The organism is Zoogloea sp. GDB6, assembly GCF_056724105.1.
The window spans coordinates 5,537,582-5,564,325 of sequence record NZ_CM161497.1; the positions used below are offsets into that span (position 1 = coordinate 5,537,582).

A 26,744-nucleotide genomic window follows, 5' to 3' on the forward strand; every position below is an offset into this window, starting at 1 on the left:
GGCGAACAATTCGACTTTGGGAGTAGGTCCGAGGGGGAATTGAGGGAGTAGGCGCGCGGGCGTGAAATGGCTGCCATCCCAACACCGACAGAGGCAAAAGCATGAAACCCGCGATGAAGAACGCATTACGGAAGGCCGTCCGACAACTCGGTACCGGCGCGCTGCCGGCGCTTGCCGTCGCCACGCTGGCGGCCCCCGCCTGTGCCGAGGACGCGCCGGCGCCCGTTCCGGAGCTGACCAGCAACATCGGTGTGGTGTCGGAATACGTGTTCCGCGGCATCCGCCAGACCTGGGGCAACCCGGCGATCCAGGGCGGCGTGGATTACGCCCATGCGTCCGGCCTCTACGTCGGAACGTGGATGTCCAACACCAGCGCCAACCTGTACGCCAACGCCAACATCGAGGTGGATGTGTACGGCGGCTACCGGGGTACGGCGGGTGATTTCAGCTACGACGTGGGGGTGTTGCAGTTCATCTTCCCGCAGGCCAACTACGACAAGATCACGCCGGCCGGCAGCTACGCCAAGAAGACCTACAATTCCACCGAGTTCTACCTCTCCGGCACCTGGCAGTGGCTCAACCTGAAGTATTCGCGGGCGATGACCGATGTCGGTTACTTCGGCTTCACCGACAACAACGCCGGCCCCGGCGCCTTCCCCAACAAGCCCGCGGCGGGCGTGACCGGCAAGGACACCACCGGCTCGTGGTACATCGAAGCCAACGTGAACTATGAGTTCCTGCCGACGTGGACCGCCACGCTGCATGCCGGTCGTCAAACCATTGCAAATTCGAAGGGCTTGGACTATTCCGATTACAAGGTCGGCGTAACCAAGGCCATGCCGGGCAGCTGGACGCTGGGCCTGGCCTACACGACGACGGCCGGTGCCGATTACTGGAAGAACTACCCCAGCGTGGCTGGCAACGGCACCACCAAGGACATGAACGCCGGCACCTGGATCGCGTCGGTCAACCGGGTCTTCTGATCCGGTCCCCGTTTCTCCTCAGGCAAGTTGGCACCTGATTCGGCCCACCGGCAACGGCGGGCCGTTTTTTTTGAACGGGGTCGGGGAGAGGCTGACTCCTAGGCTTCTGCCGGTGCCTCGATCGGCAGCGTGACGGTGAAGGTGCTGCCCTTGCCAGGTTCGCTGGTCACGTCGATGCGGCCGTGGTGGCGGTTGACGATGCCCCACGACAGGGACAGACCGAGGCCGGTGCCCTTGCCGATCGGCTTGGTGGTGTAGAAGGGCTCGAAGATGCGCTGAAGGTCTTCCGGCGGGATGCCCCGGCCGGTATCGCTGACGCTGATCTGCACCATGTTGTCGCCGCTGTGCCGGGTGGCCAGGGTGATCGTCCCCCGGCCTTCGATGGCCTGGGCAGCGTTGATGATCAGGTTCATGAAGACCTGGTTGAGCTGGGATGGCAGGCAATAGACCTGCGGCAGCTCGCCGTAGTCCTTGACCACCGTGCAGTGGTATTTGAGCGCGTTGGCGGCGATGTTGAGGGTCGATTCGAGGCCGGCGTGCAGGTCGGCCCAGTGCCAGTCGGCACTGCTGGTGTGGGAGTAATCCTTGAGGTCGCTGACGATCTTGCGGATGCGGTCCACGCCGTCGGCGGATTCCTTCAATAGTTGCAGTGCGTCTTCTTTCAGGAAGTCATAGTCGAGTTGGCGGCGCAGCGCCTCGACGGCCGCAACGGCCTCGGGCGTGCTGGTAGCTAGCGCTGCCTCGTAGGCGTCCACGATGGCGAACAAGTCCTGCAGGTAACGCTCCAGGCTGCCCAGGTTGGAGCCGACGAAGCCGATCGGGTTGTTGATCTCATGGGCGACGCCGGCTGCCAGCTGGCCGAGGGAGGCCATCTTCTCGGATTGCAGCAACTGCATCTGGGCGGTTTCGAGGGCCTTGGCTCCGCCTTCCACCTTGTGCCGCAGGCGCTGGTTGTTCTTGTCCAGCATGTCGCGGGCGGCCTTGGCTTCCAGCTGCGCACGCACCCGGGCGCGCACGACGATCGCTCGGATCGGCTTGTGGATGTAGTCGCAGGCGCCCAGCTCGAAGCCGCGCTGCTCGCTATCCTCATCGATCAGTGCGGTGACGAAGATCACCGGGGTGGTGGCCGTGCGGGGATCGCGGCGCAGCAGCTGGAGGACTTCGAAACCGTCCAGGTCCGGCATCATGATGTCGAGCAGGATCAGGTCGGGCGGCGGGTCCTGGATTGCCGCCTGCAGGGCTTCCGTCCCGTTGGCGGCCTTGACGACCGTGTAGAAGGGTTCGAGGACGCGGCCCAGCACCAGCCGGTTCACCGGTTCGTCGTCGACGACGAGCACCACGCTGCGGGTGGTGCGGGGAGGCTGCAGGCTGCTGTCCTGGGCATTCATGGAGGCATCCAAGGTGCTGGCGGAAGAGGTATGGCTGTTTTTCGAGGGATATGTGGCGCAGGCAGGCACTTCGACATGTCTGTAAGTTCCGTGCACGACAGGATGCCCGATTCCGCCCGGCGTGGGGAGACATCCCGCCTTACCGCGTTTATCCTGAGCTCCATGCTTGCAGACCCCACGGAGACAACAATGAATTTCCCCGCCCATCAGCTGACGATGACGGTGCTGATGACCCCCGACATGGCCAACTTTTCCGGCAACGTGCATGGCGGCGCCATCCTCAAGCTGCTCGATCAGGTGGCTTATGCCTGCGCGGCGCGCTATTCCGGCTGCTACGTGGTGACTTTGTCGGTGGACCAGGTGATGTTCCGCCAGCCCATTCACGTCGGCGAGCTGGTGACCTTCATGGCGTCGGTCAATTACACCGGCAACTCGTCGATGGAGATCGGTGTGAAGGTCATCGCCGAGGATATCCGCACCCAGGTCGTGCGCCATGCCAACAGCTGCTTCTTCACGATGGTCGCGGTGGACGAGAACCGCAAGCCGGTCAGCGTGCCGCCGCTGCGCGCCTTCACTCCGGACGAGAAGCGCCGTTACCAAGCCGCCCAGGCCCGCAAGGAACTGCGCCGGGAGCTGGAGCAGCGCTACACGGCGCTGCGCGACGGCCTGGCGGACGGTGCGCGCAGCGAGGGCTGACGCGCATGCTGCCATTTTCCGCGGCGGAGGTGGCTGAGCTCCTCAAGTGGCTGGCGGATCATGGTATCTGGGACATGCTCACCACCCTTGCGGCGGTGTCGATCGGCGTGTTCATCCGGACCTGGTACCGCCGCCGGGTACCGGGCTTCTCGGTGCACGTCACCTACACGGTCGGTACGGGGCATCCCCTCTACCCGAATACCCTCAACTTCGAGGTGCGCAATCTGCGTGACGCCCCGCTGCTGGTGCTGAATCCCAACTTCCGCTTCGGCAGCCGGCTCAAGGCGGGCAATGCGGCCCACGGCAATACCGCGACGGGCGACTACGAGATCAAGTTCCGGCCGATCGATGCCAAGGGGGGGGTGAGCGACCCGAAGAGCTACACCACCATCATGCTGCGCCACCGGGATGCCGCTTTTGCCTATGTGCCCTTCGACGATGGGCTCACCGAAGCGGATCTGCAGGGCCTGATCGAGGCCGGCAAGCTCGGCACGCTCAGCCTCCATGTCGTGCTGATCCGCGACCCGGACCCGCAGGTCGTGGCCATGTCCATTCCCGTACGGCGGATCACCCGGGCCGCGCACACGCCGCCTCTCGGCGGCGATGCCCATCCCAAGGCCGCACCGTTGCCGCCGGTCGAGCCCGGGCGGGCCGACGGGGCAGCGGCGGATTGATGCTGGGTCGCAGGTCGCGTGTCAGGCGACCTGGAACTGCCCCATGGTCTGCTCCAGCTTGCCGGTCGCGAAGCCGGTGAGCTCGGCGCTGCGGGCCGATTCCCGCGTGGCGTGGCGCATTGCCTCAGCGGCGGAGGAGATGGATTCCACCCGGTCGCCGTAAGCGTGAGTCGCCGCGGCGATCTGATTAATGGTGACGAATAGGCGTTCGACGACCGCCTCGATCTCCCGCTTGTCGGTGCTGGCCGCGGTGGCCAGGCGCAGGCCTTCTTCCATCTCCGACATGCCGCTTTCCATCGTGCGCACGGCTTCCTCGGCCTGGCTCTGCACGCCGTCGATCATCTCGCGGATGTCGGCGGTGGCGCCGCGGGTGCGTTCGGCCAGCTTGCGCACCTCGTCGGCCACCACCGCGAAGCCGCGCCCGGTCTCGCCGGCGCGGGCCGCTTCGATGGCCGCGTTGAGGGCCAGCAGGTTGGTCTGGTCGGCGATCTCGTTGATCAGCGTGACGATGCGGCCGATCTCTAGCGTGCGCTGTTCGAGCTGACGGATCGTCGTCGCCGACAGGTTGACCGAGCTGCGGATGCCCTGGCTGCGGGCTTCCACCAGCGCGAATTGCTCGCGCGCCTCTTCGCTGACGCGGTGGACGACCTGTTGCATGGTGGCGGTGTTGGTGGTGGCGGCGTCGATCTCGCTGAGCTGCACGCGGATCGCGCTGAGGATGTCGTCGATGGCGCCCTGCATGCTCGTCGAGACCTGGTCCGCGTGGCTGTTCTTCTGCAGCATGTTGCGGTTGGTATCACCGATCTCGCTGGTGGTCTTGGCGACCTGGCGGATCATCTGCTCCAGGTTGTCGATGAAGCTGTTGGCCCACTGGGCCAGCACGGTGGCTTCGTCGATCCGTTCGCTGGCCCGCGGCAGGCGCTGGGACAGGTTGCCGCCGCCTTCGGTGGTGGAGCGCAGCACGCGGGTCGCCTCGCGCAGCCGCTGGCTGACCGGCATGCAGCCGAGCTGGTGGAACAGCGCCGCGCCGACCAGTTGCAGGGCCAGCCCGGTGCCGAGCACGGCAGCCTGGCCGAGGCCGGCCAGTTCTGCGAGCAGGCCGGCGACGCCCCAGCTGCCGAGCGTGATCGCCATGTACAGGCGCAGCAGGCGGAACGGGATGCTGCGGTAGCGGTAGACCTCTTCCAGGTCGGCCTCGCACATCATCCCCCAGGTGTCCGGCGAGCCGGGCAGGCGGAAGGTGACGCCCTTGCCGATGACCGGCACGTGGCGGTAGTCGGAATAGCCCGGGTAGGTGACGAAGAGGTTGTCGCCCTTGCGGATCGTCTCGCGCACGCCGGGGTGGAGCTGGCCGGTGGCCGGGTCGTTGAAGACCAACTCCAGCTCGGTGTGTTCCTGCACGCGCACGGTGCCGAAGGCGGTGCGCACGCCATCCTTCAGGTTGTCGCCGCCGGTGAAGGTGGCGTCCTCGAAGCGCGAGCGGGACAGGGCGGTGCCGGGGGCGATCTGCGGATCGAAGACCGACTTGACCATGAACAGGTAGTTGTCGCCGGACTCGTGGAAGATGTGGCCGGCCTCGCGCTGGATCAGGTCGCCGATCACGTCGTTGGGCACGCGGCCGCACAGGGCGCCGACGATGCTGCCGTCCACGCTGATCGGCTGGTAGAACATCAGCGTCACCGCATCGTGGAAGCGGGACGTGGACGGCGACAGGTTCTGGGTGACCGGATCGCGGTAGGGGCCGTGCAGGAAGCGCCCGGCCAGCCCGGCGCGCAGCGGCGCGGTGGCGGCCACGCGGGCGCCGGCGCGGCCTTTCGCAGTGGAGCCGGTGATCATGCCCTGCTGGTTGACGACGAACAGCTCCGAGAAGTCCTCGGCGCGCTGGCGGCGCTGCTGCAGCAGGCGGACATCCACATCCGGCCAGCTGCCGGCCAGTTCGCGGGCCAGCCCTTCCAGATGGGCCCACTGCTGTTCGGCCCAGGTGCTCAGGATGCGCACGCGGGTCTGCGCGAAGGCCTCGAAGGTCTGTTCGATGGCGGGGTAGCGGTGCCGGTTGCGGGACGTGGCCCAGCCCATGGCGATCTTGCCGGTCCGGCCGAACCACGGCAGCCAGGCTTTCTCCGCGCCGCTGAGGGACATGTTCTGACTCTTGAGCATTGACTGATTCCTGCTACAAAACTAAGCAGGATCGTTAGCAAGAGCTGCGCCTGTTTTGCCCTAAAGAGTCGTTGCGGCCTGCACCGCCTTGGTGAATCAGGTGCTTAGGACTTTACGTTATGCAATGTATTTCCCCTGCTGGCGTCACGGAAATTCACACATGCGCACCAAATATGTGCATTTTTGGCTGATATCCAGAATCTGATACCCATAAAGAGGTATTTGCACCGTAATGGTGCCGGGTGCCGCTGGGCGTTTTCCCGGCCGGACAGGTGGCCTTGGCGGGCAGGAAAATGTCACGGCCGACGGGCCTCTGTGGCATGGGCCGGAGACTGGCCGTTCGTGGCACCATCGTTCCGTTCATCCATTTCCCGGCCGGAGGTTTCCATGTCAGTCCGTGTCCTGTACTACGCCATCGTCCTGCCCCTGGTTCTGACTGGCGTGCCGACGCTCGCCAGCCCCACCATCCAGCCGGGGGGCTGGAAGGTCAAGACGGTGGTCACCGCGCGCGAAACCCCGGCCAGTCCGGTTCGCACCGTATCCGAGATGAATACGCAGCTCTGTCTCACACCCGCCTTTCTGGCCCGCGATCCCTATCTGACGCCTGGCATCGATCAGGACAAGATGGAGAAGCAGGGCGCGCACTGCCGCATTTCGGACGCGACCCGAAGCGAGGCCCAGGCCGGCTGGAAGATGAGTTGCACGATGGCCGACGGCAATGCGGTGGAGATGCAGATCAACAATACCGTGGCGCCGCGTCACCTGCGTTCCGAGGTCCAGCAGCTTGTCCATAAGGGCGGCCAGGATGTGCAGATCCGTATCACGATGGATTCGGTGTATGAAGGGGCGTGCACCAAGGACATGCTGCAATTGTGAGCCGGTGGCGGCCTCGGTGCGGCAAGCCGCCGAGAACTCGTGGATCATGCGCGGGTCTGTTCGGCCTTCGACACGAGGTATGCATCCATGTCCGATTTTCCCGGCCTTCTCGCCGACTGGCAGCCGCGCCTGATCGCCCTCGCCGTGGCCACTGCCGATGGCGACGGCGCCCATGACGTGCAGCACCTGCACCGGGTGTGGCGCGTTGCGCAGCAGTTGCTGGCCGATTACCCCGCGGCCGACGGGCTGGTGGTGCTGGCCGCCTGTTATCTGCACGATCTCGTCAATCTGCCCAAGGACGATCCGCGCCGCGCCCAGGCCTCCCGGCTGGCGGCGCAGCAGGCCCGCGCCAGGCTGGTGGAGGCGGGCTTTCCGGCGGAGCGGCTCGACGCGGTGGCCCATGCCATTGAGGCCCACAGCTTCTCGGCAGGTATTCCACCGCGCAGCTTGGAGGCGCAGATCGTGCAGGACGCCGACCGCATGGATGCCCTCGGTGCCGTCGGTCTGGCACGCATGTTCTACACCGCCGGGCGCATGGGTTCGGCGCTGGCTCACGCCGACGATCCCCTCGCGCTGCGGCGGCCGGCCGACGACCGGGCCTATTCCCTCGATCACATCGAGGTCAAGCTGGCCACCTTGCCGGCCTTGATGAACACCGCTGCCGCCCGGCGCCTCGGCGAGCAGCGCGTGGCCTGGCTGCGGGAGTTCCGGGCGGTGTTCGTGGCCGAGTGGGGGGCGGGATCGGATCCGGCCACCGACTGCGCCGGCGAGGGCTGATAGCGGTGCAACCCGGCGGCCGCTTTCGTGTGGGTTGGCGGTGACCCGCGCCCCGCGGTGATAATGGAATCCTCATTACAGCAGGCGCGCATCGTCGCGGGCATGGACACTTTCAACCGGCGTACAGCTATCCGGATCACTGCTATCAGCGTGCTGCTGGCAGTGCTGGCCGGCCCGATCACCTGGTTCGTGGCGCGGGAGCAGGCCGAGCAGGCTACCGTGTCGTTGGGGATGGAAGAGTCGCGCCGCCTGCTGCGCCATTTCGACGCCCTTGCGCTGAACGGCCCGGAGGCCGCCGACAAGGCCGCCATGGCGGCCCATACGATCGCTGGCGGGCTGTTCGACATTGCCGAGCTCTACGACGCCCAGGGTCGCAAGCTGGCCATTGCCATGTCTGCGGAAGGGGCTTTGGTCGAGGCGCGCCTGCCGGAACATCGCAGCCCGGCTTACCGCGACGCATCCTATGAGAGCCTGCGCCTGGACGGTGATGCGCGTTGGATCCTGCGTATCTTCGTGCCCTTGCAGGACGTGGCGAGTGATGGGGGGGCGCGGGTTTCCGGATATTTCGAGGGCGTGCGCGTGGTGCCCGACTGGCAGCGCGAACAGATCCGCAGCCATGCGCTGCATGCGGCGCTGCTGGCCGGGCTGGCCTCCCTGCTGTGCGGTGCGGTGATCTACCCGGTGGTCGTGCGCCTGTCCGCCGACAACCAGCGCAAGGCCCGCGAGGTGCTCGATTCGCACATTTCGATGATGGACGCCCTCGGCCGCGCCATCGCCAAGCGGGATTCGGATACCGGCGCCCACAACTACCGGGTCGCCTGGATCGCCACCCGCATCGCCGAACGCTTGGGCTTGCACGGCCAGGCGATGCAGGCCCTGATCGCCGGCAGCTTCCTGCACGACGTCGGCAAGATCGGCATCCCGGACGCCATCCTGCTCAAGCCCGGCAAGCTCGACGAAGGTGAGTTCGACACCATGCGCAGCCATGTGCGGCAGGGCGAGGAGATCGTCACCGGCATCGGTTGGCTGGAAGGCGCCGCGGCGGTGGTGTCCGGCCACCACGAGAAATGGAACGGGGCCGGTTATCCGCGCGGCCTGGCCGGCGAGACGATCCCGCTGGCGGCGCGGATCTTCGCCGTTGCCGACGTGTTTGACGCCCTCTGTTCCAAACGCCCCTACAAGGCTCCGCTCGGCTTCGAGGCCGCCATGGAGATCCTCGACCGGGACAGCGGCAGTCATTTCGATCCCGCCGTGATGGCCGCCTTCCGGCCCATCGCGCGGGAAGTCTTCGAGCGCCTGGCCGACTGCGATGAAGGCCAGGCCAGACAATTGCTGGACGCACGCGTCCGCCTGCATTTCGGTATTTAAGGAGATTTTCTGATGAGCATCACCGAGCTTTTCGGCATCGACCTGCCGGTCATCCAGGCCCCGCTGGCCGGCGTGCAGGGCAGTGCGCTGGCCATTGCGGTCTCCGAAGCCGGCGGCCTCGGCTCGCTGCCCTGCGCGATGCTGAGCCCTGAGGCACTGGAGAAGGAGCTGTCGGCCATCCACGTGGCCACCGACAAGCCCTACAACGTCAATTTCTTCTGCCATCGCCCACCGCAGCCGAATGCCGAGCGGGAGGCCGCGTGGCGCACCGCGCTGGCACCGTATTACACGGAGTTCGGCATTGACCCGGCGGGCATTCCGGCCGGCCCCGGCCGCAATCCGTTCACTGCCGAGACGGCGGACATCATCGAAGCCTTCCGCCCGCCGGTGGTCAGCTTCCACTTCGGCCTGCCGTCCGCCGAGCTGCTGGCGCGGGTCAGGAAATGGGGCGCCAAGGTTCTGTCGTCCGCCACCACGGTGGAAGAAGCCCTGTGGCTCGAAGCCCACGGCGCGGACGCGATCATCGCCCAGGGCCTGGAGGCGGGCGGCCACCGGGGCCATTTCCTGAACCACGACCTGAGCGCCCAGTCGGGCACCTTCGCGCTACTGCCGCGCATCGTGCATGCGGTGAAGCTGCCGGTGATCGCCACCGGCGGCATCGTTGATTCCCGTGGCGTGGCGGCGGCGCTGGCCCTCGGTGCGGCTGGTGTGCAGGTCGGTACCGCCTACCTGCTGTGTCCCGAAGCCACTACCAGCGCAGTGCACCGCGCCGCCCTCAAGAGTTCGGCCGCCGGCCACACAGCCCTCACCAACCTGTTCACCGGTCGCCCGGCGCGGGGCATCGTCAATCGCGTGATGCGCGAGCTCGGCCCGCTCAGCCCCGCGGCGCCGGAGTTCCCGCTGGCGACCGCCGCCATCGCACCGCTGCGCGCCGCCGCCGAGAGCCGCGGCAGCGGCGACTTCTCGCCGCTGTGGTGCGGTCAGAACGTGCTCGGCTGTAGGGAGGTTGGCGCGGCGGAGGTGACGCGGAGTTTGGTCGAAGGCCTGGGCTGAATCACGGTTCGTCCGGCCAGCGTGCCTTGATGGCCAGGATGGCCGGCAGGTTTTCGACAAAGCGCTGCACTAGAGCCGGGTCGAAGTGCGTGCCCGCGTTCTGGCGCAGGCAGGCGATCGCCTGGTCCACGTCCCAGGCGTGTTTGTAGGGGCGGGCGCTGGTCAGCGCGTCGAAGACGTCGGCGATGGCGACGATGCGGCCTTCGAGCGGGATGGCCTCGCCGGTCAGTCCGTTCGGATAGCCGCTGCCATCCCACTTTTCGTGGTGGCTCAGGGCGATGCTGCGGGCCATGCACAGTAGCCCGGACGGATGTTCGCCGATGATCTCGGCGCCGATCTCGCAGTGGCGGCGCATGATCTTCCACTCGGCCTCGTCCAGCGGACCCTGCTTGAGCAGGACGGCATCCGGGATGCCGATCTTGCCCACATCGTGCATCGGTGCGGCGAGGAAGATGTCGTCGGCGGCCTGCTCGCCCAGGCCGGTGCCGAGCGCCAGGAGGCGGGCGTAATGGCTCATGCGGATGACGTGCAGGCCGGTCTCGTTGTCGCGGAACTCGGCAGCTCGTCCCAGGCGCTGAATGACCTGCAGGCGGGTAGTGGTGAGTTCCTCGACCCGCACGAGCGACAGGTGAGTGCGCACGCGGGCACGTACCACGGGGGCGCTCAAAGGTTTGGTGATGTAGTCCACGGCGCCGGCTTCGAAGCCCTCCGTCTCGTTCGTCGAGTCGTTCAGGGCGGTGACGAAGATCACCGGGATCGTCGCGGTGCCGGGGTTCTGCTTGAGCTGGCGGCAGGTATCGAGCCCGGTCAGGCCCGGCATCATCACGTCGAGGAGGATCAGTGCGGGTTGTTCGGTGTTGGCCAGCTCGAGCGCGCGGAGGCCGTCCTTGGCGAAGAGCAGGCGGTAATCCTGTTGCAGGATATGGCGCAACACCTGCAGGTTGGTGGGCTCATCATCCACCAGGAGCAGCTTGGGACGGTGGTCGCATCCGGACGACGTGGGGGTGAGCAGTTCAGTCATACAGGGCCAGCAATTCCTGCTGGGCGGTCTTGAATTCGAAATCGTTGACGGCACGCGCGATTGCTTCGGCGGCAGGGCGGCGTCCATCGGCGTGCAGTGTGGAGAGAAGTTCCCGCAACATGTTCTCGTCGAGCTCTCCATGTTCGAGCAGAGCGTGCAGTTGGCTGGCCAGCGCAGTGACGTCGGTCTGGCCGGTGTTTGGTGCCGGTGCTTCAGGGTGACCGGGGCCGCGGCGCGAGAGTTCCGTAACCACTGCGTCGATGGCATCCCGCAGGGCGTGGAAGTAGGGAGCGAGGCGTTCGTAATGCGCCGTGCCGGCTTCGCTTTCGATGCGTTCCGCGACGCTGCTGACGACGGACAGGCACAGATTGGCGGCTGCTCCTCGCAGGCGGTGGGCGGCGCGTTCGAGCGAGGTATGGTCCGCGTCCATGGCCAGCCTCGACAGCGCTTCAGGTGCGCTGGCGTGGATGTCGACAAAACGGCGCAACGCCTGCTCCAGCGCATCTGCGTTTCCCCACAGGGCGATCCCGCGCTGCCAGTCGATGGCGTCGCAGCTCAGCGGCGTGTGCGCCGGAGGGAGTCCGGTGACGGCGTGTCCGGTGGTGCGGGCAATTTCGGCCAGCAATCGCGGTATGTCCAGGGGCTTGGAGGCGAAACCATCCATTCCGGCCTCCCGCGCGGCAATCCGGTCCTGGTTGAGTACGCTGGCGGTGAGGGCGATGATCGGCGTGGGGCTGAGGCCGTGTTGCCGTTCGTGGGCACGAATGCAGCGCGTGGCTTCGAGGCCGTCGGTGTGCGGCATCTGGACATCCATCAGCACCACGTCGAAGCGTCCGGCCACGAAGAGCGTCAGTGCTTCCTCACCGTCACTGGCTGTGACCAATTGGTGGCCGGCCCGGCCGAGGGCCAGGGTCAGCAGTTCGAGGTTTTGCGGCACGTCGTCGGCAACGAGGATGCGCAGGGGGGGCAGGGCAGGTAGGGCGGAGTCCGGCACGCTGGCAATCGGGCCGCCTCGTTGGAGGGGAAGCTCGACGATGAAGCGGCTGCCCACCCCGACTGCGCTCTCCACGTCCAGCCGCCCGTGCATCAGCTCGATGAGCTGGCGGGCGATGGTGGTGCCCAATCCGGTGCCGCCGAAGCGACGGCTGGTGGATGCGTCGGCCTGTGCAAAGGGCTCGAAGATGCGGGCGATCCGATCGGCCGGTATGCCGATGCCTGTATCCGCGACGATCAGGCGCACGGCCCCGGCTTCGCCTTCGGCCGACACCTTCACGCAGCCGCGTTCGGTGAACTTGATGGCGTTGCCTAGCAGGTTGGTCAGCACTTGCTGGACCCGTAGCGGATCGCCCCTGAAGTGTTCTCCGAGGAAGGGGGCGTAATCGATGTCCAGCGTGAGCCCCTTGGCTTCCGCACCGAGGCGCAGGGAGGCCCCCACCTGGTATACGACGTCGTGCAGCGAGAAATCCATGTTCTCGATCTCCATCGCGCCACGTTCGAGCTTGGCCGTATCGAGAATGTCGTTGAGCAGACCCAGCAGGGAGCGGGCCGAGCGGCGCACCGTGTCCAGGTGGTGGCGCTGCTGGGTGTCCAGCGGCGTGTCGAGCAACTGCTCGGTAAAGCCGATGATGGCGTTCATCGGCGTGCGGATCTCGTGGCTCATGTTGGCCAGGAACGCTGTCTTGCTGGTGGCGGCCAGTTCGGCGCGGTCGCGGGAGTCGCGCAAGGCCTGTTCCAGTTCCTTGTACTGGCTGATGTCGGTGATGAAGCCGACGAACAGGGTTTCGCCCGGCACCTCGGTCCGCCCGATGGCGAGCCGGATCGGGAACAGGCTGCCGTCCCGGCGCATGGCGGTGACTTCCCGGCCAGTGCCGATGATCCTGGCCACGCCGCTTTCCATGTAGTTGCTGAGATAGCTGTCGTGGCGGGTGCGATGGGGCTCCGGCATCAGCATGTTGATGTTGCGGCCCACCACGTCTTCCGCCTGCCAGCCGAAGAGCCGTTCGGCGGCATTGTTGAAGCTGCGTACCAGTCCATGGCGGTCGATGGTCACGATGCCGTCCACTGCGGTGTCCAGAATGGCCTGCAGCCGTGCCTCCTTCGATTCGACCTTGTGGTACAGCTGCTGATAGCGCAGCAGGCCATTGGCCACCGCCACCAGCAGGGTCAGGCTGAGGGTCGCCAGCGTGACGGCGACCGTCAGGAAGCCCGGGTCGGTATTGACCGGATTGCCGCCGGCCACCGGGACGTTGACGCGTGCCGCGGCGATGCCGATGTAGTGCATGCCGGCTACCGCACAACCCAGCGCGATGCCGCTGATCAGCATGCCGGCCCAGCTGGGCAGGCGATGGCGCAGGCGGCGCAGCCGGAAGCGCAGCCACAGTGCAAAAACCGCCAGCGCGATGGTCGTCACGATGGACAGCGCGAACCACCATGGGTCGTAGCGCAGCTTGCCGGCCATGGTCATTGCCGCCATGCCGATGTAATGCATCATGCCGATGCCCGTACCGACCAGTGTGCCCCCGGCGAGTAGTTGCTGCCGGCTGATGTGGTTGTGGGCCAGCAGATGCAGGGCAACAAGTGCTGCCGCCAGGCCGGACAGCATGGACAGCAGCGTGAGTGGGTGGGAATAGCTCACCTGGGTGCAGAACTCGAAAGCCTGCGTGCCGATGAAGTGCATCGCCCAGATGCCGCCGCCCAGTGTGACGGCACCGGTACCGACGAGGATCAGATGTTGTCTGCGGCTATTGGCGCGTCGGGCCAGGCCCGCTGCGTAGAGGGCACTGATGGAGGCAACCACCGCAATGGCTACGGATAGCGCGACCATCCACGGGCTGAAACTGCTGTACAGCAGCACGCCGGGAGTCGAATCCAGTTTGAAGAAGTCGCTGGGGGAAAACATGCCAGGGTTATGTCTCGTCGGCCCTTGATTACGGCATAAACCGGAAAAACTGAAATCCAGGGCAAGCGTCTTCCTGTTTGCTGCCTGTATCTGATGAACGGGAGGGCGCGTGGATTCGCCCCTCGGAAACAGTTGACCTACACCGCCAGTCGCGAGTGTCCCACGCCACCGCCCTTGTCCACGCGGATCTGGGCGGTGATGCGTTCCTTGAGGCCTTCGACGTGGCTGATGATGCCGATCATCTTGCCGCTGGCGTTGAGGGTGTCGAGGGCGTCCAGCGCGATGTCGAGGGTTTCGCCGTCGAGGGTGCCGAAGCCTTCGTCGAGGAACAGGGAGTCGATGGAGGTCTTGTGGCTGACCAGGTCCGACAGCGCCAGGGCCAGCGCCAGGCTGACCAGGAAGCTCTCGCCGCCGGACAGGGTGCGGGTGTCGCGGGCGGCTTCGCCCTGCCAGCTGTCCACGATGTCCAGCTCCAGCTCGCCGCTGGTCCTGCGGCGCAGCAGGTAGCGGCCGTGCAGGCGGGCCAGGTGGCGGTTGGCCAGATGCAGCAGGTGGTCCAGGGTCAGGCCCTGGGCGAACTTGCGGAACTTGTCGCCCTTGGCGGAGCCGATCAGGCCGTCGAGGCGTAGCCACAGCTCGGTCTCGGCGGCCTGGGCGTCGATCTGCGCGAACAGGGCCTGCTGGCTGCTGCGGCGCTGGGCGTCGCTGTCGAGTAGCGCCCGTTCGGCACCGTGGCGTTCGTCGATGTCCTTCAGGCGGCCTTCCTGCTCCGCCAGCAGGCGTTCCAGTTCGATCAGCGGCAGCGCCGTGCGGGCTTCGGCGAGCAGGCCGGCGTGCTTGTCGCGGGCGGCGCGCAGCAGCGTGTCGGCCTGCTGGCGGGCCTGCTGCAGGCTGTCCTTGTGCAGCAGCAGGCGCTGGCGCTCGTCGGCCGGCAGCAGCGCGGCGAGGAAGGCGTCCCGGTTGGCGAAGGGGCTGGCGGCGAGGGCGGCATGCCAGTTTTCGGTGGCCGTGAGCAGCGCGCTGCGCTGGTCGGCCAGGCTGTGTTCCAGTTGCTGGCGGCGGCCGTGCAGCGCGGCGAGTTCGGCGGCCAGGCCGCTGATCCGTTCGGCGCAGCGGGCCAGCGCGGCGGTGGCATCGTCGCCGGGGGGCGGTAGCTCGACGACGGCCGTGTCGCGCATCTCCTGCAGCTTCTCCCAGCGGGATTCCCACTGGGCGGCGTCGGCCTCGGCAACTTCGCAGCGGGCCTGCTGGCGGCTGAGTTCGGCGGCCAGCTGCTGGCGGCGCTGCTGCACGCTCTGCCACTCCTGCCATTCGGCGTCGCGCTCGCCCAGCCACGGGGCGGGCTCGGTGGGCAGGCTGAAGCCGGCGTCGGCCAGGCTGGCGCCGAGGCGGGCGTCGAGGGTGGCCAGCTCCTGCCGGCGTGCGTCGAGCTGCCTGGCGCTGTCGGCGTGGCGGGTCCGGCTGGTGGCCAGCGCCTGGCGGGCCAGTTCCAGCTGGTTGCCGGCGGCCTGCCAGGCCTGGCTGCGGGTGTGGGTGAGTTGGGTGGCCTGCTGGAGCATGCGCTCGCCCTGCTCGGCGGCCTGCAGGGATTCGGCGAGGCGGTTCAGGGCCTGGGTTGCGGCGCCGCGCGCGGCCAGCAGGCGCTCGGGCTGCTGCCAGTCGTCGGCGGCCAGCGCATCGCCGAGTACGGCGTGGCGCTCGGACCATTCGATGGTCAGGCGGTCCAGTTCGCTGCCGACGCGAACGTGCTCGGCCTGCGCAGCGTCGCGCCGGGCCTGCAGGGCCGCCAGCTCGCCGCGGGCTTTCTGGCCCTGTTCGATCAGTGCCTCCAGCTCGGCCTGGCGGGCTTTCAGCGCCGCCTCGGTGGCGGACACGTCGAGGGCTTGGTAGGCGGCGACGGCCGGGTGTTCGGTGGCGCCGCACAGGGGGCAGGCCTCGCCCGGCTGCAGGTGCTGGCGGTGGGCTTCCAGGCTCTGGATGCGCCGTTCCTGGTCGAGCATCTTCTGCTTGTCGCCGACCTGTTCCTTGAGCACGGCGTGCTTCTCCCGCAGCGCGACGAGGGCCTTGTCGCGGGCCTCGATGACGGCTTGCTCACGCTGTAGCTGGCCGGTCAGCTCGGCATGGCGGGCGGATTGTTCGCGGCGCCGGCCGGCCAGTTCGTCGAGCTGCTGCCACAGGGCGACGGCGCCCTGGGCGTGCTGCCAGCGCTGGCGCAGCGCATCCAGGCTGGCGCCGTTCAGGCGCTGGAGCTGGGCCGCCTGCGCGGCGTTGAGTTCCGCTTCGGCCTGCGACCGGGCCTGTTCGGCGCTAGCCAGGGCCTGGCTCTGTTGGGCGAGCCGGGTGTCGTGGCTGAGGATTTCGGCGGCCAGTGCGTCGACGCCGCGTTGGCCGTCGATGAGGCCTTGCCGCAGCGACTGGCGTTGCTCGAACTGCTGGCGCCAGGCGCCGAGCTGTTCGCCCAGTTGGGCGCGGCGTGCGTGGCTGGCGCAGAAGGCGTCGAGGCGTAGCTGTTCGTCCTGCAGCTGTTGCCAGTGCCGGCGCGTGGCGGCGGCGACGTGGCGGGCCAGCTGGTCGGCGGCGGCGTGCTGGCGGTCCTGCTCGCCTTCCAGCGTGAGGCGTTCGGTGGCGAGCTGTTGCAGTTGCGCTTCGCCGTGGCGGACGGCGGCTTCGGCCAGCTGCCACTGTTCGTGCACCGGCTTGATGGCCTCGGCGGGTTCGCCGGCGGCCAAGCGGCCGAGCAGCGGGGCGGCGTCGGCGATGGCCTGGTCGGCAGCCTGCAGGCGGGTGGCGGCGACGCCGGCGTCCCGTTCGGCGTCGTCCACGCCGCTCTGCCACTGGCGCAGGGCCAGCGTGGCGTCCCGCTCGCGGCGGGCCTCGGCCTGGGCGCCGGCGAGGGCGGCGAGGGCCTGCTCCTTCTCCGCGCGGGCTTCCGCGCTCAGTAGCTCGACGCCTTCGGCCCGGGCCTTCAGGTGGTCGAGCTGCTGGCGGGCTTCCTGGGTCTGGCGGTAGACGCGCTCGGAGATCAGGCCGTAGATGTCGCTGCCGGTCAGCTCTTCGAGCAGTTCGGCGCGTTCGTTGGCGCTGGCGTTGAGGAAGGCCGCGAAGCCGCCCTGGGCGAGCAGCATCGACTTGGTGAAGCGGGCGAAGTCGAGCCCGGTGATGGCCTCGATGCGCTTCAGCTTGTCGTTGATCTGGCTGCTGAGGATCTTGCCTTCGCCGCTGGCGGCATCCACCTCGGCCAACTCCACCTTGGGCGCCTGCAGCGCGCCATCGGGCTTGTTGCGGGCCCGGCGCTGGCTCCAGAAGGCCCGGTAGACGGTGCCCTTCACGTCGAATTCCACTTCCGCCAGGCAGTCGGCGGTGTGGCGGGTCATGATGTCGTTGGCCGACGCGGAGATGCTCTTCAGGCGCGGCGTCTCGTGGTAGAGGGCTAGGCAGATGGCGTCGAGCAGCGTGGACTTGCCGGCGCCGGTGGGGCCGGTGATCGCGAACAGGCCGTTGTCGGAGAAGGGCGGCCGCGTGAAGTCGATGCTCCACTCGTCCTTGAGGGAGTTCAGGTTCTTGAGGCGCAGACGCAGGATCTTCATGCCGCGTTCTCCTCGAGGCCGGCGAGCACACTGCGGAAGCGCTCGATGAGGGCGCCGCGCAGTTCGTCGGTCAGCTCTTCCAGGGCCAGGCGGCGCGCGAAGACGTCGTTCGGGGTCAGCTCGTCCAGCGTCTCGCGGGCCTCGGAGACCAGGCTGGCGGCGGCGTTGCCGCGGGCGCGGCGGATGCGCAGCACTTCCACCGGCAGGCCGTCGGTCATGCTTTCGATACGCGCCGGCAGGTCGGCCAGGTAGTCGTCGGTGCGCACCACCACTTCCAGCCAGACCGGGTTTTCAGGATTGCCGTCGAGCGCGGCGGCGGCGATGGTGGGTTTCAGTTCGTCGAGGCTGCCGGTCAGGCTGGCCAGGGCCTGGAAGCGCGGCACCGGCAGTGGCGTGACCGCCTGCAGGCCGGCGGCGTCCAGGTCCACCAGCAGCATTTCCTTGTGCTGACTGGCCTCGTCGAAGGACAGCGGGATCGGCGAGCCGCTGTAGCGGATGTGTTCCAGCCCGCCGACCCGCTGCGGGCGGTGGATGTGCCCGAGGGCGATGTAGTCGGCCGGCGGGAAAGCGCTGGTCGGAAAGGCCTCCAGCGCGCCGACATAGATCTCGCGCACCGATTCGCTGGCGCTGGCGCCGACGGTGGTCAGGTGGCCGGTGGCGATCAGCGGCAGGCTGCGGCCCAGCTCGGCGGCGACGGCGTCACGGCGGGCCTCGGCGGCGGCGAAGACGGCGTGGTAGTGGGCCTGGATGGCCGTCTGCAGCGACGCCTGCTTGTCCTCCGCGCTGGCGCCGGCCTGGCTGTGGATCACGTCGCGCGGGCGGATGAAGGGGATCGCGCAGACCACGCAGCCCGGCGTGCCATCCCGTTGCGGCAGCACGCGCACCTGCTCGTCCGCCGTGTCGGCGGCCGGCACCACCGTGGCGCCGAGGCGGGCCAGCAGGTCGCGGCTCTCGCCGAGGGTCGCCACCGAATCGTGGTTGCCGCCGAGCAGCAGCAACGCTACGCCGGCCTCGTGCAGGCCCACCACCAGCTGCGCATACAGCTCCCGCGCGTAGCTCGGCGGCGTGCCGGTGTCGAAGATGTCGCCGGCGATCAGTAGCGCATCCACTTTTTGTTCCTCCACCTGTTTGAGCAGCCAGGCGATCAGTGCCTGGTGCTCGGCCTGGCGGGTCTTGCCGATGAAATGCTGGCCGAGGTGCCAGTCGGACGTATGGAGGAGGCGCATGGAAGCGGGGCGGAAGGCGACAGGGGCGCTAATTTACTCCACTGCGACCCCCGCCGAGGGCCTCGCGACTATCCCGGAGGGCCTCTCGACCCCCGCCGGGGTACTCCGTCCTGTATCGGAAGCCCTCGATCGGGCCGCGGGAATAGGGCGGGACTGTCTCCGTGCTGCTCGGGCCTGTATCCCGGACAGGCGGCCCCTATCCGGGAGCTCCTCGCGAGCAGCGCCGGGCTCCTCGCGAGAGGCTCCGGGATAGGGTGGGTGTGTCGGCGGGACAGGGGCGACTGTCCCGGAGGTACTCGCGAGGGATGCGCGGACAGGGCAGGACACTCGCCGGGCTCCTCGCGACGAGCTCGCGGAGGGTCGGGACGGTTTCGGGGCCCGCCGGACCGGCTTCGGGGGTTGTGGTTGGGCGCTGCCCTGCCCAGGTTCAGTTATTCCACATTGTCATTGCTGCTGGGGCCAGTCGCGAAACCGGGCGGATAGGTGACGGACGCGGTTTCATGCGAGGTGTCGGGGGCTCTTTCAGTTGCGGCCTGCGTGCGGGCCCTTTCCTCGTGGGTGCAGGGCGAATCCTTGTGGGCAACGTGGCTGGCCTTGCCCTTGTGCTCCGTGGCCTCGGCCGATGAATGGGCGACGGCCGTCGGCTCGTGCTTGACCGCGTGCCCTTCGGCAAATGCGATGGCGGGCAAAATGTACAGCGTCGCCAGCGCGAGTCTGGTTTTGATCTTCATGGACATGCTCCCATCTCAAAGTGGATGGCAGGTTGATGGACGGTCTTGCTCATACTCCTTTCGGGTGGAGGGTCTTCTTGTTATAGACCAGTGGGGAATGGGACTGCAGTGTGCCGGGCGTCCAGGCCGCTCTGATAGACTCGCGCATTTCTCAATCCCAAAGATGCGCAGCAAAGTGACTCCGCCGGACCTGGAACGGCAGCTGGCTTTCCTCAGGGAAATCGATCGGCTCAAGAGCGTCGTCCGCCTGTCACCGCTCATTGATCGATCGCGCCGTGAAAACAGCGCCGAACATTCGTGGCATCTCGCCATGTATGCGCTGGTGCTTGCCGAGCATGCCGCCGGGGCAATCGACGTGTTGCGCGTGGTGAAGATGCTGCTGATCCACGACATCGTCGAGATTGACGCCGGTGACGTGCCTTTCCACGTGCCGGCGACGCATGCCGGGCAGGACGAGCGCGAGCGGCTCGCCGCCGAGCGTCTGTTCGGCCTGTTGCCCGATGTACAGGCAAGTGAATTCCGCGAGCTGTGGTTCGAGTTCGAAGCCGCCCAAAGCGACGACGCGAAATTCGCCAAAGCGCTCGACCGCTTTCAGCCGATGCTGCACAACGCCGCGACGGACGGCGGGACGTGGGTGGAGTGCGAGGTGACGCTGGAACAGATCGAGTCGCGCTGCCGGCCGCCGATCGAACGCGGCGCCCCTGCGCTGTGGGAGGCTGCTGCCGGAATGGCCGAGGATCACTATCGCAGCAAGGGCTTGGCGCAGGACTGATCCGAGCGCCCTTGCCGTAGCGGGACAGTCCGCGGCTGGCCGTATCCCGTGGCCCTGGCTTGTACCGCGCCCTCCATCCGGCGGACACTCTCGCCTATGAGGCCCCCGTTCCGCTCCTTTGCCGCCCTGTTGCTGGCAGCCTTGTTCGCGCTGTCTGCGTGGGCCGCCGAGCCACCGCGGCAGGTGCGGATCGGCGTGCTGGCCTGGCAAGGGGCGGAGGAAGCGCAGGTGCGCTGGTCGGCGCTGATGGACCAATTGGAGGACAAGCTGCCCGGGCGTGATCTGGTGCTGCGCCATTTCGACCTGGACGGCATGGCGGCGGCGCTGCAGGCCAGGGAGCTGGATTTCGTCGTCACCAACCCGGGCCATTACGTCTTTCTGGAGGCGGAGAGCGGGGTCAGCCGGATCGCCACGCTGATCGCCGATGCGTCCACCGATCCGGCCCACGTGGTGGGCTCTGCGGTGGTGGTGCTGGACGAGCGCCGGGACATCCGGGCGCTGGCCGACCTGAAAGGGCGAACCCTGGCGGCGGTGTCGCAGGATGCCTTCGGCGGCTATCAGGTGGCCTGGGCCGAGCTGCGCCGCATCGGGCTGAACCCGGAGCAGGGGCAGCCGCGCCCGGTGTTTACCGATTTCCCGATGTCACGGGTGGTGGAGGCGGTGCTCAATGGCGATGCCGATGCGGGGGTGTTGCGCGCCTGCCTGCTGGAGCGCCTGGAGCAGGACGGCACCCTGCGGCCCGGGCAGCTGCGGGTGTTGTCGCCGCGGGCCGACGTGCGGCGCTGCCGGGTGTCGGCGCCGCTCTATCCGGGCTGGGCCTTCGCTGCCGCGCCGGGCACGCCGCCGGCCCTGTCGCGGGACGTGCTGGTGGCGCTGCTGTCCCTGTCGCCGGACGCAGCCGGCCAGTCCTGGAGCGTGCCGGCGGACTACCATCCGGTGCATGAGCTGTTGCAGGACTTGCAGATCGGCCCCTATGCCTTCCTGCGCGAAACCGCCTGGCCGTCCCTGTGGGAGCGTTACTGGCCGTGGGTGAGCGGCCTGGTGCTGATGTTGCTGGCGTGGGGCGCCTACACGCTGCATGTGGAGCATCTGGTGCAGCGGCGCACGCGGGAGCTGACCGCCGCGATGGACGAGCGGCAACGTCTGGAGGCACAGCTCCGCGAGGGCCAGCAGCAGATGGACCACCTGTCGCGCCTGTCCATCCTCGGTGAGCTGTCCGGCACCCTGGCCCACGAACTCAACCAGCCGCTGGCGGCCATCGGCAACTACGCGCGCAGCCTGCTGCGCCGCCAGGACAGCGGCACGCTGGCACCGGCCGCGCTGCGCCAGGCGGCGGAGGAGATTGCCAGTGAGTCGGAACGGGCGGCCGGCATCCTCGGTGGCATCCGCGCTTTTGCGCGCAAGCGCGACCGGGTGCGGGAAGCCCACGATCCGGCCAGCCTGGTCCGCGAGGCCAGCCGGCTCTTTGCCGGCATGCTGCCCGGCGTGCCGGCGGTGGCGCTCCGCCAGGATGCCGAGGCGGCCGGGTTGAAGGTGTGGGTGGACCCGCTGCAAGTGCAGCAGGTGCTGCTCAATCTCTTCAAGAATGCCTGGGATGCCCAGCAGGCTGCTGGCTGCGACGCACCCATCGAGGTAAGCCTGGGGCGGGACGGCGGGCGCTGTGCCGTTGAGGTGCGCGACCATGGCGCCGGCCTGCCGTCCGACGAGCGCGAGCGCCTGTTCGAAGCCTTCTTCACGACCAAGCCCGACGGTCTGGGCCTGGGTCTGTCGATCTGCAAGACCATCGTCGAGGCCCACGGTGGCGACATCACCGTCGCCGTCGCCGAATCCGGTCCCGGCCTGGTTTTCCGTTTCACGCTGCCGCTGGCCGACGAACCGGCGGCCGACTCCCGAGACCCTTCATGACAAGCTCCCCCGACATGCCCGTGATCCACGTGGTGGACGACGAAGCCCCGTTCCGCCGCTCGCTGTTGTTCCTGCTCGAATCGGTGGGCTGGCAGGCGGTGGGGCATGAGTCCGCCGAGGCCTTCCTCGCCGCGGCGCCGGCCTTTCCGTCCGGTGGCGGCTGCATCGTGCTGGACATCCGCATGCCACGTGTCAGCGGCCTGGAACTGCAGCGCCGTCTGCAGGCGGCAGGCTCGTCCTTCCCGGTGATCTTCATGACCGGCCACGGCGACGTGGAGCTGGCGGTGCAGGCCATGAAGGACGGCGCCCTCGACTTCCTGCAGAAGCCCTTCAAGGACCAGCTCTTTCTCGACGCGGTGGAGCGGGCCGTGCAGGTGAGCCTGGAACGCCACGCCAGCCAGCGTCGCCAGGGCGAGGCGCAGGACATCCTGGCCCGCCTGTCGGCGCGGGAGCGTGAAGTGGCCCGTCTGCTCGCCCTCGGCCTGGCCAACAAGGAAGTGGCGCGCCTGCTCGGCATCAGCGACAACACCGTGCATGTGCACCGCCAGCACGTGATGGAAAAGACCGCCACCGGCAGCGCCGCCGACCTCGCCCGGCTGATCCTACGCGCCGATCCCCAAGGTCTCGACTAGACGGTTTCGGTTATTGCGTTAACCCGATGTCCGGATAGTGGCATCCGGGGCCTCTCCCTAGACTTGTACCCAAAACAAGCAGTAGGGAGAACGTCATGTTGAGCAGTGCCATGGGCCGGCAGATCCGCCGGTCGTCCAGCGGCCTCGTCCTGATGGGCGCAGCCATTTTTGTGTTGACCAGCGGGCTTGCCCAGGCTGCCACCGTGGATACCCAGACCATCGAGCGCGGCCGCTACCTGGCCCAGGCCGGCGATTGCGTGGCCTGCCACACGGCTGACAAGGGCGCGCCGATGGCTGGCGGCCGGGCGCTGGAAACACCCTTCGGCAAGCTCTACTCCACCAACATCACGCCGGACCGGGACACTGGCATCGGCAGATACAGCTTCGAGCATTTCGACCGGGCCATGCGCAAGGGTATCGCGGCGGACGGTCACAACCTCTACCCGGCTATGCCTTACCCGTCCTACGCCAAGATCACGGTGGACGACATGCACGCCCTCTACGCCTACCTGATGCAGGGCCTGGCGTCGGTCAAGCAGGCCAACAAGCCCTCCGACATGAGCTGGCCCTTCAACATGCGCTGGGGCTTGTCCCTGTGGAACTGGGCCTTCCTCGACAGCACGCCCTTCAAGGCCGATCCGCAGAAGGATGCGGTGTGGAACCGTGGCGCCTACCTGGTCCAGGGCCTCGGCCATTGCGGCGCGTGCCACACGCCGCGGGGCATTGCCTTCCAGGAAAAGACGATGGGCGACGCGGGCGCGAAGGGACGCCACTTCCTCGCCGGGGAGACCGTGGAGCACTGGCGGGCCCTCAGCCTGCGCGGGCTGTGGACGGTGGACGACACCGCGCTGTTCCTGAAGACCGGGCAGAACCGCTTCGCCGCGGCGTCCGGCAACATGGCCGACGTCATCCTGCACAGCACGCAGCACCTGAAGGACGAGGACCTGCGGGCCATCGCCACCTATCTGAAGGCCTTGCCACCGGGCGAGGGCGAGATGCCGGCGCCCGCCACGCCGCGCAAGGTGGTGGCCGGCGCCGCGCCGGACAAGCTGTACAGCAGCCGCGGTGGCCTGGGCTATGTGCAGTTCTGCGTCGATTGCCACCGCCAGGACGGCAGCGGCGTGCCCAAGGTCTTCCCGCCGCTGGCCGGCAATCCGGCGATCGCCGCCAAGGACCCGGCCAGCCTGATGCACATCGTGCTGACCGGGGGTCATACGGTGCCGACCGCGGCCCATCCGCGGGCCTTTGCGATGCCCGGCTTCGCGCGCCTGAAGGATGCCGAGCTGGCCGAGATCCTGACCTTCGTGCGCGACAGCTGGGGTAACGGCGGTGCGCCAGTGAGCGCAGCGCAGGTGAACAAGATGCGCGCCGCGCTGGAGCCGAAGACCGACATGAGCGCCTTCGAGACGCCGCGCCTGGCCGACATGCTGGGCGGTGCCAATGCCCAGCAGCTGGTGCGCGGTATGCGCCTGCACCTGGAAACCCGTGACCTGCTGCCGCAGCACGTCGGCAACGCGCTCAATTGCACGAGCTGCCACCTCAACGCCGGTACGGTGGCCGACGGTTCGCCCTTCGTCGGCGTGTCCGCCTTCTTCCCGAGCTATGCGCCGCGGGCAGGGAAGGTGATCACGCTGGAGGATCGCATCAACGGCTGCTTCAAGCGCTCCATGAACGGCAAGCCGTTGCCGCCGGACTCCGCTGACATGAAGGCGATGGTCGCTTACTTCGACTGGATGAAGCGCGAGACCAAGCCCGGCGACAAGGTGCCGGGGCGCGGCGTCGGCAAGATCGACCCGAAGATCCAGCCCAATCCGGAAAACGGCAAGAAGGTCTATGCCGAGCAATGCGCGGTCTGCCACGGCCAGGACGGCGAGGGCCTCAAGCAAGCGGACGGCCGCTACGTCTATCCGCCGCTGTGGGGTGACGCGTCCTTCAACATCGGCGCCGGCATGGCCCGCACCTACACCGCCGCGGCCTTCGTCAAACGCAACATGCCGATCGGCTTCCACGGCAAGTTCCCCCTCGGCCAGGGCGGCCTGTCCGACCAGGACGCGGTGGACGTGGCCGAGTACTTCAGTCACCAGCCCCGCCCCGACTTCCCCGACAAGGTGAAGGACTGGCCGAAGGACAAGAAGCCGGCCGACGCCCGCTACTGAACCCGCCCCTTCAGGGGTAAGCAGGCCGCTCCCGCGCGGGGCGGCCTTTTTTTCCGCCCTTTCGGGCGGCACGACAACGAGAGATCACCCGAATCCAGGAGTCATCCCATGTCTTTATCCCCCACGAGATCCCTTGCCTTCTGCCTGTCCGCATCCCTGCTGGCCCTGCCGCTGCAGGCCGGGGCGGCCGATGGCGAGGCCATCATCCAGCAGGGCGGCGCCAATCCGGCGGCCATGCCCTGCATGAGCTGCCATGGTGCCGACGGCAAGGGCATGGCCGCCGGCGGCTTTCCGCGCCTGGCTGGCCTGCCCGAAGCCTACATCGCCAAGCAGCTGGCCGACTTCAAGGCCGGTCGCCGCGAGAATCCGCTGATGCAACCCATCGCCCAGGCCCTCGGCGATGCCGAGGTGGCCGCGCTGGCCAAGGCCTATGCGGCCAAGCCCAAGGTCAACGTCAAGCCTGGGCCGGTGGAGCGGCCCAAGGAGGGCAGCGGCGCGTGGCTGGCCCTGCGCGGCGCCTGGGACCGCCACATTCCGGAGTGCACCTTGTGCCACGGCCCGTCCGGCGTCGGTGTTGGTGACGTCTTCCCACCGCTGGCCGGCCAGTCGGCGGAATACATCGAGGCCCAGCTGCGCGCCTGGCGCGGTACCCCGGCCCAACCCGCCGGCAAGAAGACCAAGGCGGTGGCGGCTGTCGCCCCCACCCGCAGCAACGATCCCAACGGCCTGATGCGCCATATCGCCGCGGACCTCAGTGAGGCCGAGATCAAGGCCGTCGCGGCCTACTTCGCCGGTCTGGGCGAATCCACGGAGCCCTTCGATGAGAGCCAGCACCGGCTGCGCTGAGCCGTCGTCGCTGCCCGTGCCCCGCCCCGTGACCGATCAAGGAACCGCCCCCATGAAGATGACCCTCCGCTGCCTGAGCGTCGTGCTCCTGCCCCTGTTGACCACCTCTGCGCTGGCGGCCGATGCCGCCCGCAATCCCCGCCTGGACGACCAGACGCAGCTTCCCAAGGCGCCCGCCCGTCCGGCAGGCCAGACCTATTTCCAGCCGCCGGCCGAGGCTGATATTCCGCACAACGCCTTCGGTGAGCTGGTCCGTCGTGGCCAGGATCTGTTCATGAACACCAAGGCCCTCGCGCCCCAGTACGTGGGCAACGAGATGAACTGCGTCAATTGCCACATCGACCGGGGCCGCAAGCCCAACTCGGGGCCGATGTGGGCGGCGTACCCGATGTATCCGGCCTACCGCAAGAAGAACAACAAGGTGAATACCTTCGTTGAGCGCATGCAGGGCTGCTTTCAGTTCAGCATGAACGGCAAGCCGCCGGCGGCGGACAGCGAGGTGATGGCTGCACTGACTGCCTACGCCTACTGGATGTCCACCGGCGTCCATCTCGGCAAGGCGCAACCGGGCCGCGGTTTCGACGAGCCGTCACCGCCGAAGGGCGGTTACGACATCGCCCGCGGCAAGGTGGTGTATGACAAGCAGTGTGCGCTGTGCCACGGCGACGATGGCGCAGGCAAGAAGGTCGGTGCTACCTCGGTCTTCCCGCCCCTGTGGGGCAAGGATTCCTACAACTGGGGGGCGGGCATGCACCGCATCAACACCGCCGCCGGCTTCATCCAGCACAACATGCCGCTGGGTCGCGGCCGGACCTTGAGCGACCAGGAAGCCTGGGACGTGGCCGCGTACATCAATTCCCACGAACGCCCGCAGGACCCGCGCCTGGTGAATGGCGATATCGACGAGACCCGCAAGCGCTACCACGCCGATGACGGGGTGAACCTCTACGGGGTGGTCGTGGACGGGCGCAAGCTGGGGCAGGGCGTGCAGTGAGCC

At 67.7% G+C, this 26,744-nt stretch carries 20 protein-coding genes; 13 read left to right on the plus strand and 7 right to left on the minus strand.

What is annotated here, in order from left to right; genetic code table 11:
• Window positions 1-101: 101 nt before the first annotated feature.
• Window positions 102-983: a TorF family putative porin gene (locus AC1PQG_RS25300; RefSeq protein WP_481120480.1), complete on the plus strand. Its 882-nt coding sequence runs from the start codon at window positions 102-104 to the stop codon at window positions 981-983.
• 98 nt (window positions 984-1,081) lie between these two features.
• Here AC1PQG_RS25300 and AC1PQG_RS25305 read toward each other — a convergent pair whose 3' ends face one another.
• Window positions 1,082-2,371: an ATP-binding protein gene (locus AC1PQG_RS25305; protein ID WP_481120481.1), complete on the minus strand. Its 1,290-nt coding sequence runs from the start codon at window positions 2,369-2,371 to the stop codon at window positions 1,082-1,084.
• 189 nt (window positions 2,372-2,560) lie between these two features.
• Between AC1PQG_RS25305 and AC1PQG_RS25310 the strand changes: the two genes are divergently transcribed.
• Window positions 2,561-3,067, plus strand: coding sequence for an acyl-CoA thioesterase (locus AC1PQG_RS25310; RefSeq protein WP_481120482.1), 507 nt, complete (start codon window positions 2,561-2,563; stop codon window positions 3,065-3,067).
• Between the two features lie 5 nt (window positions 3,068-3,072).
• Complete coding sequence (locus AC1PQG_RS25315; protein ID WP_481120483.1) at window positions 3,073-3,741, plus strand: hypothetical protein; 669 nt, start codon at window positions 3,073-3,075, stop codon at window positions 3,739-3,741.
• A gap of 21 nt (window positions 3,742-3,762) precedes the next feature.
• Here AC1PQG_RS25315 and AC1PQG_RS25320 read toward each other — a convergent pair whose 3' ends face one another.
• Complete coding sequence (locus AC1PQG_RS25320; protein ID WP_481120484.1) at window positions 3,763-5,898, minus strand: methyl-accepting chemotaxis protein; 2,136 nt, start codon at window positions 5,896-5,898, stop codon at window positions 3,763-3,765.
• Between the two features lie 387 nt (window positions 5,899-6,285).
• Here AC1PQG_RS25320 and AC1PQG_RS25325 point away from each other — a divergent pair, with 387 nt between their 5' ends.
• From AC1PQG_RS25325 to AC1PQG_RS25340, 4 genes are all read left to right on the plus strand, one after another.
• Complete coding sequence (locus AC1PQG_RS25325; RefSeq protein WP_481120485.1) at window positions 6,286-6,774, plus strand: DUF3617 domain-containing protein; 489 nt, start codon at window positions 6,286-6,288, stop codon at window positions 6,772-6,774.
• A gap of 87 nt (window positions 6,775-6,861) precedes the next feature.
• Window positions 6,862-7,551: an HD domain-containing protein gene (locus tag AC1PQG_RS25330; RefSeq protein ID WP_481120486.1), complete on the plus strand. Its 690-nt coding sequence runs from the start codon at window positions 6,862-6,864 to the stop codon at window positions 7,549-7,551.
• Between the two features lie 63 nt (window positions 7,552-7,614).
• A complete protein-coding gene (locus tag AC1PQG_RS25335; RefSeq protein ID WP_481120487.1) occupies window positions 7,615-8,919 on the plus strand; it encodes an HD-GYP domain-containing protein in 1,305 nt (434 codons plus the stop codon).
• A 12-nt stretch (window positions 8,920-8,931) separates the two neighbouring features.
• Entirely contained in the window at window positions 8,932-9,972 is a 1,041-nt protein-coding gene (locus tag AC1PQG_RS25340) for an NAD(P)H-dependent flavin oxidoreductase (protein WP_481120488.1), read from the plus strand.
• Between the two features lies 1 nt (window position 9,973).
• Here AC1PQG_RS25340 and AC1PQG_RS25345 read toward each other — a convergent pair whose 3' ends face one another.
• The 5 genes from AC1PQG_RS25345 to AC1PQG_RS25365 all read right to left on the minus strand — a co-directional run bounded on the left by AC1PQG_RS25345 (window position 9,974) and on the right by AC1PQG_RS25365 (window position 19,436).
• Window positions 9,974-10,993 (minus strand): HD domain-containing phosphohydrolase, encoded by a 1,020-nt coding sequence (locus tag AC1PQG_RS25345; protein ID WP_481120489.1) that lies wholly within the window; start codon window positions 10,991-10,993, stop codon window positions 9,974-9,976.
• Entirely contained in the window at window positions 10,986-13,892 is a 2,907-nt protein-coding gene (locus AC1PQG_RS25350) for an MHYT domain-containing protein (protein ID WP_481120490.1), read from the minus strand. The genes AC1PQG_RS25345 and AC1PQG_RS25350 overlap by 8 nt, the downstream gene beginning before the upstream one ends.
• A 137-nt stretch (window positions 13,893-14,029) precedes the next feature.
• Window positions 14,030-17,479 carry an AAA family ATPase gene (locus AC1PQG_RS25355; protein WP_481120491.1) on the minus strand — a complete coding sequence of 1,150 codons (3,450 nt, stop codon included), beginning with the start codon at window positions 17,477-17,479 and terminating at the stop codon, window positions 14,030-14,032.
• The gene (sbcD, locus tag AC1PQG_RS25360) at window positions 17,476-18,705 is read right to left on the minus strand and encodes an exonuclease subunit SbcD (RefSeq protein WP_481120492.1); all 1,230 of its coding nucleotides are present in this window, start codon (window positions 18,703-18,705) and stop codon (window positions 17,476-17,478) included. The genes AC1PQG_RS25355 and sbcD overlap by 4 nt, the downstream gene beginning before the upstream one ends.
• Window positions 18,706-19,136: 431 nt before the next feature.
• Complete coding sequence (locus tag AC1PQG_RS25365) at window positions 19,137-19,436, minus strand: hypothetical protein (protein ID WP_481120493.1); 300 nt, start codon at window positions 19,434-19,436, stop codon at window positions 19,137-19,139.
• Between the two features lie 163 nt (window positions 19,437-19,599).
• Here AC1PQG_RS25365 and AC1PQG_RS25370 point away from each other — a divergent pair, with 163 nt between their 5' ends.
• From AC1PQG_RS25370 to AC1PQG_RS25395, 6 genes are all read left to right on the plus strand, one after another.
• Window positions 19,600-20,208: an HD domain-containing protein gene (locus tag AC1PQG_RS25370; RefSeq protein ID WP_481120494.1), complete on the plus strand. Its 609-nt coding sequence runs from the start codon at window positions 19,600-19,602 to the stop codon at window positions 20,206-20,208.
• Between the two features lie 96 nt (window positions 20,209-20,304).
• Window positions 20,305-22,113 (plus strand): sensor histidine kinase, encoded by a 1,809-nt coding sequence (locus AC1PQG_RS25375; protein WP_481120495.1) that lies wholly within the window; start codon window positions 20,305-20,307, stop codon window positions 22,111-22,113.
• Window positions 22,110-22,745, plus strand: coding sequence for a response regulator transcription factor (locus AC1PQG_RS25380; RefSeq protein WP_481120496.1), 636 nt, complete (start codon window positions 22,110-22,112; stop codon window positions 22,743-22,745). Before AC1PQG_RS25375 ends, AC1PQG_RS25380 begins: the two co-directional genes overlap by 4 nt.
• Window positions 22,746-22,840: 95 nt before the next feature.
• Complete coding sequence (locus AC1PQG_RS25385; protein ID WP_481120497.1) at window positions 22,841-24,901, plus strand: c-type cytochrome; 2,061 nt, start codon at window positions 22,841-22,843, stop codon at window positions 24,899-24,901.
• 108 nt (window positions 24,902-25,009) lie between these two features.
• Window positions 25,010-25,747, plus strand: a complete 738-nt coding sequence (locus AC1PQG_RS25390) for a c-type cytochrome (protein ID WP_481120498.1) — start codon at window positions 25,010-25,012, stop codon at window positions 25,745-25,747.
• Between the two features lie 52 nt (window positions 25,748-25,799).
• Window positions 25,800-26,741, plus strand: a complete 942-nt coding sequence (locus tag AC1PQG_RS25395) for a c-type cytochrome (RefSeq protein WP_481120499.1) — start codon at window positions 25,800-25,802, stop codon at window positions 26,739-26,741.
• Window positions 26,742-26,744 lie beyond the last annotated feature (3 nt).